A 12,836-nucleotide genomic window follows, 5' to 3' on the forward strand; every position below is an offset into this window, starting at 1 on the left:
GGCAAGCCCGATCAACACGATCGGCCAGATGTTCGCCGACCCGCAGGCGATCGCGCGCGGCATGCGGCTCGACCTCGACGACGGCCATGGCAATCGACTGCCGTCGGTGCGCGCGCCGATGGTGATGTCGGGCACGCCGCTCGTCTATGAGCGGCCCTCGCCGCGTCTTGGCGAGCACACTGCAGAAATCCTTGCCGAACTGGAGAGAGCAGCAAAATGAAGACCGGCGGACAATTGATCGTCGAAGCGCTCGAGGCGAACGGCACCGACCGCATCTTCTGCGTGCCGGGCGAATCCTATCTGGCGGTGCTCGACGCGCTGCATGACTCGTCGATCCGCACCATCGTCTGCCGCCAGGAAGGCGGCGCGGCGATGATGGCCGACTGCCAGGGGCGCCTGACCGGTACGCCCGGCATCTGCTTCGTCACCCGCGGCCCCGGCGCCACCAACGCCTCGGCCGGCATCCACATCGCCATGCAGGATTCGGTGCCGCTGATCCTGTTCATCGGCCAGGTCGCCAGCCACGCCAAGGAGCGCGAGGCCTTCCAGGAGGTCGACTACAAGCGCTTCTTCGGCGACATCGCCAAATGGGTGGTCGAGATCGACGACGCTTCGCGCATTCCGGAATTCGTCACCCGCGCTTTCGCGGTGGCGACATCGGGCCGCCCCGGCCCGGTCGTCGTCTCGCTGCCCGAGGACATGCTGACCAGCGAGGTCGAGGCGCCGGTAGCACTTGCGCACACGCCGGTTGAGACGCGCCCCGGTGAGGCCGAGCTCGACGCGCTGGAGATGCTGCTCACCGGCGCCAAGCGTCCGTTCGTCATTCTCGGCGGCACGCGCTGGGACGAGGAGGTGGTGGCGCGGATGCGCACGATCGCCGAGACGTGGTCGCTTCCCGTGGGCTGCTCCTTCCGCCGCCAGATGCTTTTCGACCATCTTCATCAGAACTACGCCGGCGATGTCGGCATCGGCATCAACCCGAAGCTGGCGGCGCAGATCAAGGCGGCCGACGTCGTGCTTCTGATCGGCGGCCGCATGAGCGAGATGTCGTCGTCCGACTACACGCTGCTGAAGAGCCCATACCCCGACCAGGCGCTGGTGCATGTCCATGCCGACGCCGGCGAGCTCGGCCGCGTCTACCGGCCGACGCTGGCGATCAACGCCTCGCCCTCGGCCTTCGTCGAGGCTTTCGCCAAGCGCAAGCCGGCCGGCACGCCATCCTGGGCAAATGAGACGGCAAAAGCACACGCCGCCTATCTCGAATGGTCGACGCCCCCTGAGACCGGGCCCGGCGCCGTCCAGATGGGGCCGATCATGAACTATCTGGAAAAGGCGCTGCCGGAGGACGCCATCCTCACCAACGGCGCCGGCAATTACACGACCTGGGTGCATCGCTTCCACCGCTTTCGCCGCTTCGGCACGCAGGCGGCCCCGACATCCGGATCGATGGGCTACGGCACTCCGGCGACCGCCGTGCAATACGACCTGCCGATCATCGTCATCGTGGTCAACAACGGCATCTACGGCACGATCCGCATGCACCAGGAGCGGGAATATCCGAGCCGCGTCATCGCTACCGACCTCAGGAACCCCGACTTCGCCGCGCTTGCCCGCGCCTATGGCGGCCATGGCGAGACGGTCGAAAGGACCGAGGACTTCGCGCCTGCCTTCGAACGCGCGCGCGCCAGCGGCAAGCCGGCGATCGTCGAGATCAGGCTCGATCCCGAGGCGATCACGCCGACCCGCACGCTGACGCAGATCCGCGACAAATCATGACCCGGCAGAACGAGGCGGTTGCCCGCCTCTTTCTGCCGGCGGAAAGACTGCTACATCGCTCCGGCCGCCTTCTCGATCTGTCCTCGGATCTCGCCGTCCGGGTTAGCGGCTGTATGGACGTTGACGTAATATTTGCCGGCCTCCAGGTCGGTGGCCTGGGCATCCGTCAGCGTCGCCGAGCCTTTGATCGGGCTCTTGAGCTTCTTGAACGGGATTACGGGATCCGCGTTTTCACCCTTGGCCGCCGGGCCGTGAATGTGGGCCCCCGACGCCGGCCCGCTGAGACCGGAATATTTGACGTTCCAGCTGAGCTTCTTCTTGGTGGTGTCAAAGGTGAGTGTGGCAGTCCCCTTGCCTTTGGTGGTTACGGGCGGGTTCTGCTGGCTGCCATCCAGCGTTGCCTTGTACTTCACAACGTCGGCCATGGCCGGCGATGAGAGCAGGAACGCGGTCGAAACGGCGAGCGCCGAAAGCATCGGCAAGGATAGGATGCGCATGAAGAACCTCCGTTGATTGCAGCATCCCCCACGGCCCCCCAGCGCGCGGATGCGTCAATTCAACGGCTGAACGGCGCGATGTATCCCGGCACACGCATATTTTACCGGCACTAAGGAAAAGGGGCGGTCGCTTGCCCCCTTCTGGATTCCGTAAAGGCAACGATTATACGGCCGCCAGCGCTTGCGTCAGATCGGCGATCAGATCATCCGGGTGCTCGACACCGATAGACAGCCTGACTGTGGTCTCAAGCACGCCGATGCGCTGGCGCACGTCGTAGGGGATGCCGGAATGGGTCATGGCCGCCGGATGGCTGGCCAGCGATTCCGTCCCGCCGAGGCTTACCGCCAACTTGAAGATCTGCAGGCTGTTGAGAAAGGCAAAGGCCGCCTTCTGCCCGCCGCGAATGTCGAAGGAGAACGTCGAGCCGGCGCCACTGCATTGCGCCCGGTAGGTGCGGCCTGCCGGAGTGTCCTCGCCCACGAACGGCAGATAGTGCACCTTCTCGACCTTGGGATGGTCGCGCAGGAATTCAGCGACCAGGCGGGCGTTGTCGTTCGCCCGCTCCATGCGGATCGACAGCGTTTCCAGCGAGCGGCCGAGCATCCAGCAGGAATGCGGGTCGAGCTGCGTGCCGATCGCCCCCCGCAGCGCCTTGATCGGCTTGGTGACCGCCTTGCTGCCCATCGCGGCACCCGCGATCAGGTCGGAATGGCCGCCGACATATTTGGTCAGCGAATAGACCGAAACATCGGCCCCGTGTTCGATGGGCCTCTGGAATACCGGGCCGAGTAGCGTGTTGTCGCAGACGATGATCGGCGTCGTTCCTTGCCGGGCGCCGATCTCGTCGGCGATCCTGCGCATCAGCGCAATGTCGACAAGGCTGTTGGTCGGATTTGACGGCGTCTCGATCAGGATGACTGACACGCGGCCATTGCCGACGGCCGTGTCGGCAGCCACGCGCACCGCCGCCTCGTCGACGCCGTCCGCGAAGCCGACGGCCTCGATGCCGAAGCCGGTGAGCGTGCGCGTCAGAAGCGTCTCCGTGCCGCCATAAAGCGGCTGCGAATGCAGGATGGCGTCACCCGGGCGAGCATAGGCGAAAAGCGTCGTCGCGATCGCCGACATGCCGGACGAGAACAGGATGCAGGCGTCCGTCCCCTCATAGATCGCCAGCCGGTCCTCGACGATCTCGCTGTTGGGATGGTTGAAGCGCGAATAGACCAGACCGGACGCCGTGCCGCTCGGAGGTTCCTTGCGGCCGGAAGTGTAGTCGAAGAAGTCGCGTCCCTCTTCCGCCGATTTGAACACGAAGGTCGAGGTGAGGAACACCGGCGGCTTGACGGCGCCCTCCGAAAGCTGCGGATCGAAGCCATAGCTCAGCATCAGCGTCTCCGGATGGAGCTTGTGGTTGCCGATATGGGTTTTCGAAGGGCGCGGCGCGGTCATGGCTTTTCCTGCTGTTCGAGGAGTTATTCCGTCGCAATTTATGCGATCCTCATCATGCAGTCCTTGCTATTTTTGGGCTCCCGTGGCTGCATTCCCGCAATATATTGCCTGGAGATGCCAAAAGTGCAGCAGAAGATAGCCGACGATTTCGACCGCAAGATCCTGCGTGAACTGCAAGCCGACGCCCGCATCACCAACAACGAGCTTGCCGAGCGGATCGGTCTGTCGCCGTCGCCCTGCCTGAGGCGCGTGCGGCGGCTGGAGGAAGCCGGCGTTATCAGGGGCTATACCGCGCTGGTCGATCCGGCCGCTTTCGGCTGGGGCATGGTCGCCATCGCCACCATCCGGCTCAGCCGCCAGAACGAGGACGAGATCGTCATGTTCGAGGAAGCGATCCGCGGCTGGGAAGAGGTTCTGGAATGCCACCTCGTCACTGGCTCGCGCGACTATGTGCTGAAGGTCGTGGCAGGAAGCCTCGAACAGTACGAGCGCTTCATCAAGGAAAAGATCGCGCGGCTGAAATGCGTCGCCTCGATCGAGACCAGCTTCGTTATGAACACCATAAAGGAACGGCGCCTCTGAGGCGCCGTTCTCAAGATCAGAATAAATTGCGTGACAGGCTTACTTGATCGCCTTGTCGGTGATAGCGGTCGTGTAGGCGCCAGAGGGCTCCTTGGCGATGATCTTCTGGTCGAGCAGCGCCTTGGCGGTGCGCTCGTAGGTCGCCGGATCGAGCTTGCCGTCGGCATTGTCGACCAGCTTGGCGACTTCGCCCATCATGCGCTTCTGGTGGTTCTCGTCCTGGCCGCCATTGTCCATGACGATGCCGGCCGCCTCGTCCGAATTGTCGACGGCGTATTTCCAGCCCTTCATCGAAGCGCGCACGAAGCGCACCATCTTGTCCTCGAAGGCGGGGTCCTTGAGCTTGTCTTCCAGCGCGTAGAGCCCGTCCTCGAGCAGGTCGTTGCCCATGGCCGAGTAGTTGAAGACGGTGAGCTGCTCCGGCTTGTAGCCGGCGTCGATCAGCTGCCAGTATTCGTTGTAGGTCATGACCGAGATGCAGTCCGCCTGCTTCTGGATCAGCGGCTGCACGTCGAAGCTCTGCTTCAGGACGGTGACGCCGTCCGGACCGCCCTCGGTCTTGAGGCCGAGCTTGTTCATCCAGGCGTAGAACGGATATTCGTTGCCGAAGAACCAGACGCCCAGCGTATGGCCCTTGAAGTCCGCTTCGGTCTTGATCGGGCCGTCCTTCGGGCAGACCAGCTCCATGCCGGCCTTCTTGAAAGGCTGGGCGATGTTGACCAGCGGCACGCCCTTCTCGCGCGCGGCGAGCGCGCCGCCCATCCAGTCGACGATCACGTCGGCGCCGCCGCCGGCGATCACCTGCTCCGGCGCGATGTCCGGGCCGCCCGGCTTGATGTCGACGTCGAGGCCCTCGGCGTCATAGAAGCCCTTGGCCTTGGCGACATAGTAGCCGGCGAACTGGGCCTGCGTGACCCATTTCAGCTGCAGCGTCAGCTTGTCGGCGGCCATCGCCTGGAAAGCGGCCAGCGACATCGCGCCGGCCAAAGCAGAAACTACAAGTCTTTTCATATTTTTACCCTCTGAAGTTAGCACCCAAACCCACCCCCTCTATCCACCACGGACAGAGGGATGCCAAAACGTGATGGCTCTCTCGATAAGAGCGACCACGCCATAAAAGACCGAACCCGCCAGTGCTGCAACTGCGATTTCGGCCCAAACCATGTCGATGTTCATCCGCCCGACTTCCGTCGAAATGCGGAATCCCATGCCGACAACCGGCGTGCCGAAGAACTCCGCGACGATGGCGCCGATCAGCGCCAGCGTCGAGTTGATCTTCAGCGCGTTGAAGATGAACGGCATTGCCGCCGGCAGCCTGAGCTTCAGCAAGGTCGGCCAATACCCGGAAGCATAAGTGCGCATCAAATCGCGCTCCATGTGGCCGGAGGCGGCGAGCCCGGCGACGGTATTCACCAGCATCGGGAAGAAGGTCATGATGATGACGACCGCCGCCTTGGACGGCCAGTCGAAACCGAACCACATCACCATGATCGGCGCGACGCCGATGATCGGCAGCGCCGACACCATGTTGCCGATCGGCAGGAGTCCGCGCCGCAGGAACGGCACGCGGTCGGCGAGAATGGCGACGACGAAGCCGGCGAGGTTGCCGACGATGTAGCCGATCAGCACCGCCTTGAAGATCGTCTGCCGCACATCCGATCCCAGGATCGGCAGCGAGCTGGCGATGCGCGCGCCGATCGCGCTCGGCGGCGGCAGCAGGATGAACGGGATGCCGGCACCCCGCGTCACCGCTTCCCAGATGATCAGGATCCAGGCCCCGAAGATCGCCGGGATGATCAGTCGGAGCGCGGTTTTCGCGCCGCTCATGGCAGGCCGTAAGGAGGACAGCAAAGCGACGCAGCGCCAGGCAACCAGCCAGGCTGCGGCGAGAGCGAGGAAATAGGGCGCCAGCGCCGTCCCCTCGAAGCCGCCTATGCCTTTGATCAGCAGCCAGGCGGCGATATGGGCACCGATGAAGAGAACGATGGCTTCAACGAGCGTCGCGATCCGTATGGTCGAGACCAGCGCCGCGATCAGCAGCAGCCCGAGAATCAAGCCCTTCGTGCCCATATACGGGTAAGCGATCGTCGCGGTCGGCTCTGCCATTGCGGCCGCTTCCGGTTTCGACATCGCGCCGAGCGCGAAGGCGATAAGGCAAAAGAGGATCGCCAGCACCGATTGCCAGGATGGTTTCAGCCAGGTCATGCCGGCCTCCCGCCCATGGCGTGGTCGACCAGGCGGCCGGCGATACCGACCACCATGACCAGCAGCGCCGCGACCACCGAGCCCGCGACCAGCGCCGACCAGATGTCGATGGTCTGGCTGTAGTAAGCGCCGGAAAGCAGCTTGGCGCCGATGCCGGCGACCGCGCCTGTCGGCAGTTCGCCGACGATGGCGCCGACCAGGCTCGCCGCCACCGCTACCTTCATCGAGGTGAACAGGAATGGCACCGATGCCGGCACCCTCAGCTTCCAGAAGGTCTGGGACCGGCTGGCATTATAGGTGTGCATCAGGTCCAGATGCATGATCTCGGGCGAGCGCAGGCCCTTCACCATGCCGACGGCGACCGGGAAGAAGGAGAGATAGGTAGAGATCAGCGCCTTGGGGATCAGCCCGGTGATGCCGATGGCCGCCAGCACCACGATGATCATCGGCGCCACCGCCAGGATCGGGATAGTCTGCGAGGCGATGATCCACGGCATCAGGCTGCGGTCGAGCGTGGTGACATGCACGATACCGACGGCAATCACGATGCCGAGCGCCGTGCCGAAGGCGAAGCCGAGCAGCGTCGAGGACAGCGTCACCCAAGCATTGTAGACGAGGCTGCGGTTGGAGGTGATGCTGCGCAGGAAGGTGTTCTCGAAGAAGTTCACCGCCACCTGATGCGGCGCCGGCAGCGTCGGCTTCGGCTGCGACAGCGTCTTGCCGATGAATTCGACGGTGCCGGGGGTCTGGTTGGCCCTCTGGTCGAGGTCGCGCTGGAACGGCGCGTTGAGGATGACGGCGAAGACATACCAGATCACCACCACTCCGGCGAGAATGGTGGTCACCGGGATGATCTTGGAGCGGAAGCTGTCCATCAGCGACGCTCCCCTCCTCTCCCCGCCGGGGAGAGGCTGGCCGGAGCAAAGCGAAGGCCGGGCGCCTTCGTTTTCGGTGCCGCGGCACCCGTTCTTTTCGTCATCCTAGGGCGGAGCAAGGAGCGAAGCGACGCGGCGCAGACCCTAGGATCCATGCCATTACGTCTCCGCTCCGCAGCGGTGCAGAACAGGGCTCTCTGCGCCTTGCGGCATCTAGCGGGAATTCTGCACCGTCTTGACCCTTCGGCCGATATCACGGCATGGATCCTAGGGTCTGCGCTCCGCTTCGCGTCGCTCCGCCCTAGGATGACGAAATCGCGGTGCGCGGCCGCCCGCTCAAGAGCCCCCTCAATCATCATAGCTGTGCCCAGCCCGAAGCCCGTCGCGCACGCGCGCCGCGATCGCCAGGAATTCAGGCGTCTCGCGAATATCGAGCGGCCGCTTCCGGGGCAGCGTCGATTCGATGATATCGGTGACGCGGCCGGGTCGCGGCGACATCACGACGATACGCGTCGACAGATACACCGCTTCGGGGATCGAATGGGTGACGAAGCAGATCGTCTTGTCGGTCCGGCCCCACAGCTCGAGAAGCTGCTCGTTCAGATGGTCGCGCACGATCTCGTCGAGCGCGCCGAACGGCTCGTCCATCAAGAGCAGGTCTGCATCGAAGGCGAGCGCACGCGCGATCGAGGCGCGTTGCTGCATGCCGCCGGAAAGCTGCCAGGGATATTTCTTCTCGAAGCCGGAGAGGTTGACGAGTTCGAGCGTGCGCTTGATGCGCTCCGCCTGCTCGGCCTGGCCAAGGCCCATGATTTCCAACGGCAACGCCACGTTGCGCTCGATCGTCCGCCAAGGGAACAGAGCTGCTGCCTGGAAGACGTAACCGTAAGCGCGCTTCTCGCGCGCCTGCTCCGGCGAAATCCCGTTGACGGAGATCGTTCCCGAGGTCGGCTTCTCCAGATCGGCGATGACGCGCAGCAAGGTGGTCTTGCCGCAGCCGGAGGGGCCGATGAAGGAGACGAACTCGCCCTTGCCGATGGTCAGATCGACATTGGACAGCGCCTGCACCGGACCGTCATTGGTCTGGAAGGTGAGGCCAAGCTTGCTTGCCGAAACGACGGCTGGCGACGGTCCGGTCATTGGCAGAAACCTGCCTTTCGCAGCCGCTGCCGCGCCGGCCGGAATCCGGTTGATTTTGCGTTTATGTTGCTTTCCACTCGTCCTGTCCCAACTGATCGACGCCGCCCGGAGCCTTGCCGATGTCGCCTAAACCCACATGTCATCTTATTCGCCCCGAAAGCACTTATGAAGGCAAGCAAGGCTTGAGCTACTTCGCCGGCATCGCCGCCGAAACCGTCGGCTCCTCCGGCATTTGCATGCATCTTCTCACCATGCCGCCGGGCGCCCGCGCCAAGGCGCACATGCATGAGAGCCACGAGACCGCGATCTATGTGCTCTCCGGAGAGGTTCACACCTGGTATGGCGACCGGCTCGAGCACCACATTGTCGTCAAGGCCGGCGACCTCTTCTACATTCCGGCCGGCGTGCCGCATCTGCCCGCCAATCTGAGCGGCGCGCCCGCTTCGGCCGTCATTGCCCGCACCGATCCCAACGAGCAGGAAAGCGTGGTCCTGCTGCCGGAACTGGATGCGCTGGTTGCCTAGGGCAATTCCAGGAAAAGTGTGTAACGGTTTTCCGTCCGGAATTGCGCAAAAACAAAGAGATAGGGCATTTTGCAGCCAAGCGGAATCGCTTGGCGTCGCACAAATGCTGTCTCGCTTCTGAATCGAGGGAAAAACTCCAAGCGTCATTTGCACCGGGAGACTTCGCCCATCGTATTGCCGTCCTCGTCGGTCACCACGAGCTTCTTTGCATTCTTTTTGCTGCGCTTGATGATGAACTTTGTCGGCGACTGCCCCTCTTCGCCTTCCGCCTCACATTTTGCGGTCACCACAAGCGAACCATCGGCCTGCGCCTGCTTGTCGCTGAAGGTGCAGGCGCTGGCCGCAGTGATCAGCTCCTTGTCGGTCAGAAGCAGCATCTGATCGGCGGCAACTTCCTGGCCGTTTCTGTTGATACAGCCATACTTGTCGCCGTATGGCTTGCTGAGGTCGATGCCGGCAGCAAAGGCCGAACCTGCGGTCAGCAGCGAGGCAGCCGCGATTGCAAGATAGAGAGCCCGCACGCTCAAACTCCGGTCGCCGGAATGCCGGAGCGCTCCACCTTGCGTGGTGCGCTGATCTCCTTCCAGGTCGACAGCGCCCGGTTGACCGCTGCGTTCGGCTCACGGGCGACAAACTCGCCGTGCCCGATCTTGGCCTTGATGTCGGACTCTTCGATCGAGAGCTCGCCGCGCGAGAAGACGAAGCGCGGCAGGCCCGTCACCTCAAAACCTTCGAAGACGTTGTAGTCGATCACCGACTGCTGCTTCTTGGCCGAGATCGTCTTCTTGCGCTTCGGGTCCCAGACAACGATGTCGGCGTCCGCGCCTTCGACGATCGCGCCCTTCTTCGGATACATGTTGAGGATCTTGGCGATGTTGGTCGAGGTCACCGCGACGAACTCGTTCATCGTCAGCCGCCCGGTGTTGACGCCGGCGGTCCACAGGATGGGCAAACGATCTTCGAGACCTCCTGTGCCGTTCGGGATCTTGGTGAAGTCGCCGACGCCGTTGCGCTTCTGTTTGGTGGTGAAGGAGCAGTGGTCGGTCGCCACCACCTGCAGCGAGCCGGCCTGCAGGCCTGCCCACAGCGAATCCTGGTGCCACTTGCTGCGGAAGGGCGGGCTCATCACGCGGCGCGCCGCATGATCCCAGTCCTTGTTGAAATATTCGCTCTCGTCGAGCGTCAGATGCTGGATCAGCGGCTCGCCGAAGACGCGCATGCCCTTCTGCCGCGCGCGGCGGATGGCTTCATGGCTCTGTTCGCAGGAGACATGCACGACATAGAGCGGAACGCCGGCCATGTCGGCGATCATGATGGCGCGATTTGTGGCCTCGCCTTCCACCTCCGGCGGGCGCGAATAGGCATGCCCTTCAGGGCCGTTGTTGCCGGCTGCAAGCAGCTTCTGCGAAAGGGCTGCGACCACATCGCCGTTCTCGGCGTGCACCAGCGGCAGCGCGCCGAGATCGGCGCAGCGCTGGAACGACGCGTACATCTCGTCGTCGTCGACCATCAGCGCGCCCTTGTAGGCCATGAAGTGCTTGAACGAGGTGATGCCCCTGTCGACGACGGTCGCCATCTCGTCGAACACCTGCTTGCCCCACCAGGTGATCGCCATGTGGAAGGAATAGTCGCAAGCCGCCTTCGACGTCTTGTTGTCCCACATCTGCAGCGCTTCGAGCAGCGACTGCTGCGGCGCCGGCAGGCAGAAATCGACCACCATGGTCGTGCCGCCGGAGAGCGCCGCGCGCGTGCCGGACTCGAAATCGTCGGCCGAATAGGTGCCCATGAAAGGCATTTCGAGATGGGTGTGCGGATCGATGCCGCCCGGCATGACATAACAGCCGGTGGCGTCGAACTCATGGTCGCCGTGCAGGTCCGACCCGATGGCGATGATCTTGCCGTGGCTGAACACCACGTCGGCCTTCCACGTGCGGTCGGCGGTGACGATGGTGCCGTTCTTGATGACTTTGGTCATTCTCTTGTTCCCTTCTTAAGCCGGCGCGACTTCTTCTGATCGCTGCCGCATCAACCTTTACATCGCCAGATAACAACCGACCGCGTCACCTCGGACGCCGATCGAGACGTGGCGATCTTCCATTCGGTCTACCAAAAGAAACTCCTGCTTATGAGGCTCATAAGCCAAAAGGTAACCGTCTCGATCATCTGTCACTACGATGCATCTTTCGACAACCGGCGTGCGACTTTCCAGATCGGCGATGGTGTCACGGCGATCCACGTCGATCCAGTAGGGCTTAACCAATGCCGAGCGAAATCGGGCAAGGTCACCTATGATGACGTCTTCAGCTACAGGCACCCCCACCAAATCAGTCCGATCTTTCATGAGCGCTGGATAGTCGTATTCGTCGATCTCCCTATGAATGAACGCGATCAGCGCATCAAAATCCAGATCGTCCTTTCCTTCCATAAGTCACTCCACAATCCCCGCCGTCTCGACCACCGCGTGGAACAAGACGTCAGCGCCCGCCGCCGCCCATTCCTTGGAGATGTCCTCGGCCTCGTTGTGGCTGAGCCCGCCGACGCAGGGGCACATGACCATGGTCGCTGGCGCGACCTTGGCCGCCCAGCAGGCGTCGTGGCCGGCGCCGGAGATAATGTTCATGTGGCTGTAGCCCAGCTTTTCGGCAGCGGTGCGCACGCGGCCGACCAGCGTCGGGTCGAAGGTCACCGGATCGAAATGACCGACCGCCTCGACGGAGCATTTGACGCCGAGAGGTTCGCAGATCTTCGGCGCTTCCTTCTCGATGCGGGCGCGCATGCCGTCGAGCTTCGCCTGGTCCGGCGAGCGGATGTCGACGGTGAAGATCACCGTACCGGGCAAAACGTTGCGGGAATTGGGCGAGAACTTCATCTGGCCGACACCGCCGACGGCGCCGGGCTGGCTCTCCATTGCGACCGTCTGCACCATCTCCAGGATGCGCGCCATGGCAAGGCCGGCATTTACGCGCATGTTCATCGGCGTCGAGCCGGTATGCGCCTCCCTGCCGGTCAGCGTGAACTCCAGCCACCACAGGCCCTGGCAGTGGGTCACCACGCCGATCTGCTTGTTCTCGGCCTCGAGGATCGGCCCTTGCTCAATGTGATACTCGAAATAGGCATGCATCTTGCGAGCGCCGACCTTTTCGTCGCCCACCCAGCCGATGCGCTTCAGCTCGTCGCCGAAGGTCAGACCGTCGAGATCCTTGCGGCCATAGGCGTATTCCTGGGTGTGCACGCCGGCGAACACGCCGGAGGCGAGCATGGCCGGCGCGAAGCGCGCGCCTTCTTCGTTGGTCCAGTTGGTGACCACGATCGGATGTTTCGTCTTGATGCCGAGATCGTTGAGCGAGCGCACGACCTCGAGCCCGGAAAGCACGCCGAGCACGCCGTCATATTTGCCGCCGGTCGGCTGGGTGTCGAGGTGGGAGCCGACATAGACCGGCAGCGCATCCGGATCGGTGCCGGCCCGCGTCATGAACATGGTGCCCATCTGGTCCACGCCCATGGTGAGCCCGGCCTCATCGCACCAGGACTTGAACAGCTCCCGGCCTTCTCTGTCGGAATCGGTGAGCGTCTGGCGATTGTTGCCGCCGGCAACGCCGGGGCCGATCTTCGCCATCTCCATGATCGAATCCCACAAACGGTCTGAATTGATTCGCAGATTCTCGCCGGGGGCGGCCATTCAACACCTCTTCAATTGCGCGGCGTTCCCCTCCCCCTTGAGGGGAGGGTGGCCGCGAAGCGGCCGGGTGGGGTCGCCCGCGACGCGCGCGACCTTCTCTTTGACCACCTG

At 63.3% G+C, this 12,836-nt stretch carries 14 protein-coding genes; 4 read left to right on the forward strand and 10 right to left on the reverse strand.

All coding sequences use genetic code 11. The features are described from left to right. Positions 1-220: CoA transferase (locus EOA38_RS13855; protein ID WP_189434661.1), on the forward strand; the 220-nt coding region annotated here is incomplete at its 5' end. Next, entirely contained in the window at positions 217-1,776 is a 1,560-nt protein-coding gene (locus EOA38_RS13860; protein ID WP_127299438.1) for a thiamine pyrophosphate-binding protein, read from the forward strand. The genes EOA38_RS13855 and EOA38_RS13860, both read left to right, overlap by 4 nt. 50 nt (positions 1,777-1,826) lie before the next feature. On the opposite strand, the gene EOA38_RS13865 is transcribed toward EOA38_RS13860, so the two are convergent. Beyond that, positions 1,827-2,273: a CHRD domain-containing protein gene (locus tag EOA38_RS13865; protein ID WP_126093049.1), complete on the reverse strand. Its 447-nt coding sequence runs from the start codon at positions 2,271-2,273 to the stop codon at positions 1,827-1,829. Between the two features lie 163 nt (positions 2,274-2,436). Continuing rightward, positions 2,437-3,720, reverse strand: a complete 1,284-nt coding sequence (locus EOA38_RS13870) for a cystathionine gamma-synthase family protein (protein ID WP_126093048.1) — start codon at positions 3,718-3,720, stop codon at positions 2,437-2,439. A 123-nt stretch (positions 3,721-3,843) separates the two neighbouring features. Here EOA38_RS13870 and EOA38_RS13875 point away from each other — a divergent pair, with 123 nt between their 5' ends. After that, entirely contained in the window at positions 3,844-4,302 is a 459-nt protein-coding gene (locus EOA38_RS13875) for an Lrp/AsnC family transcriptional regulator (RefSeq protein ID WP_126093047.1), read from the forward strand. 39 nt (positions 4,303-4,341) lie between these two features. Here the strand turns inward: EOA38_RS13875 and EOA38_RS13880 are convergent, their stop codons facing one another. The 4 genes from EOA38_RS13880 to EOA38_RS13900 all read right to left on the reverse strand — a co-directional run bounded on the left by EOA38_RS13880 (position 4,342) and on the right by EOA38_RS13900 (position 8,522). Beyond that, positions 4,342-5,313, reverse strand: coding sequence for an ABC transporter substrate-binding protein (locus EOA38_RS13880; protein ID WP_126093046.1), 972 nt, complete (start codon positions 5,311-5,313; stop codon positions 4,342-4,344). Between the two features lie 39 nt (positions 5,314-5,352). After that, on the reverse strand, positions 5,353-6,507 hold the full coding sequence (locus tag EOA38_RS13885; protein WP_126093045.1) for an ABC transporter permease: 1,155 nt from the start codon (positions 6,505-6,507) through the stop codon (positions 5,353-5,355). Continuing rightward, positions 6,504-7,382 carry an ABC transporter permease gene (locus EOA38_RS13890; protein WP_126093044.1) on the reverse strand — a complete coding sequence of 293 codons (879 nt, stop codon included), beginning with the start codon at positions 7,380-7,382 and terminating at the stop codon, positions 6,504-6,506. The genes EOA38_RS13885 and EOA38_RS13890 overlap by 4 nt, the downstream gene beginning before the upstream one ends. Positions 7,383-7,730: 348 nt before the next feature. Continuing rightward, on the reverse strand, positions 7,731-8,522 hold the full coding sequence (locus EOA38_RS13900; RefSeq protein WP_126093043.1) for an ABC transporter ATP-binding protein: 792 nt from the start codon (positions 8,520-8,522) through the stop codon (positions 7,731-7,733). Positions 8,523-8,635: 113 nt separating this feature from the next. Here EOA38_RS13900 and EOA38_RS13905 point away from each other — a divergent pair, with 113 nt between their 5' ends. Beyond that, the gene (locus tag EOA38_RS13905) at positions 8,636-9,046 is read left to right on the forward strand and encodes a cupin domain-containing protein (RefSeq protein WP_189349981.1); all 411 of its coding nucleotides are present in this window, start codon (positions 8,636-8,638) and stop codon (positions 9,044-9,046) included. Positions 9,047-9,189: 143 nt separating this feature from the next. Here the strand turns inward: EOA38_RS13905 and EOA38_RS13910 are convergent, their stop codons facing one another. From EOA38_RS13910 to EOA38_RS13925, 4 genes are read right to left on the reverse strand one after another with little or no spacing between them, the layout of a single operon-like run. After that, on the reverse strand, positions 9,190-9,567 hold the full coding sequence (locus tag EOA38_RS13910; protein WP_189349979.1) for a hypothetical protein: 378 nt from the start codon (positions 9,565-9,567) through the stop codon (positions 9,190-9,192). A 2-nt stretch (positions 9,568-9,569) separates the two neighbouring features. Beyond that, the gene (hydA, locus tag EOA38_RS13915; protein ID WP_126093040.1) at positions 9,570-11,021 is read right to left on the reverse strand and encodes a dihydropyrimidinase; all 1,452 of its coding nucleotides are present in this window, start codon (positions 11,019-11,021) and stop codon (positions 9,570-9,572) included. A 57-nt stretch (positions 11,022-11,078) separates the two neighbouring features. Further along, positions 11,079-11,471 carry a hypothetical protein gene (locus EOA38_RS13920; RefSeq protein ID WP_126093039.1) on the reverse strand — a complete coding sequence of 131 codons (393 nt, stop codon included), beginning with the start codon at positions 11,469-11,471 and terminating at the stop codon, positions 11,079-11,081. Between the two features lie 3 nt (positions 11,472-11,474). After that, a complete protein-coding gene (locus EOA38_RS13925; RefSeq protein WP_127299439.1) occupies positions 11,475-12,725 on the reverse strand; it encodes a Zn-dependent hydrolase in 1,251 nt (416 codons plus the stop codon). Positions 12,726-12,836 lie beyond the last annotated feature (111 nt).

Source organism: Mesorhizobium sp. M1E.F.Ca.ET.041.01.1.1, from assembly GCF_003997355.1.
Taxonomy (GTDB): Bacteria; Pseudomonadota; Alphaproteobacteria; order Rhizobiales; family Rhizobiaceae; genus Mesorhizobium.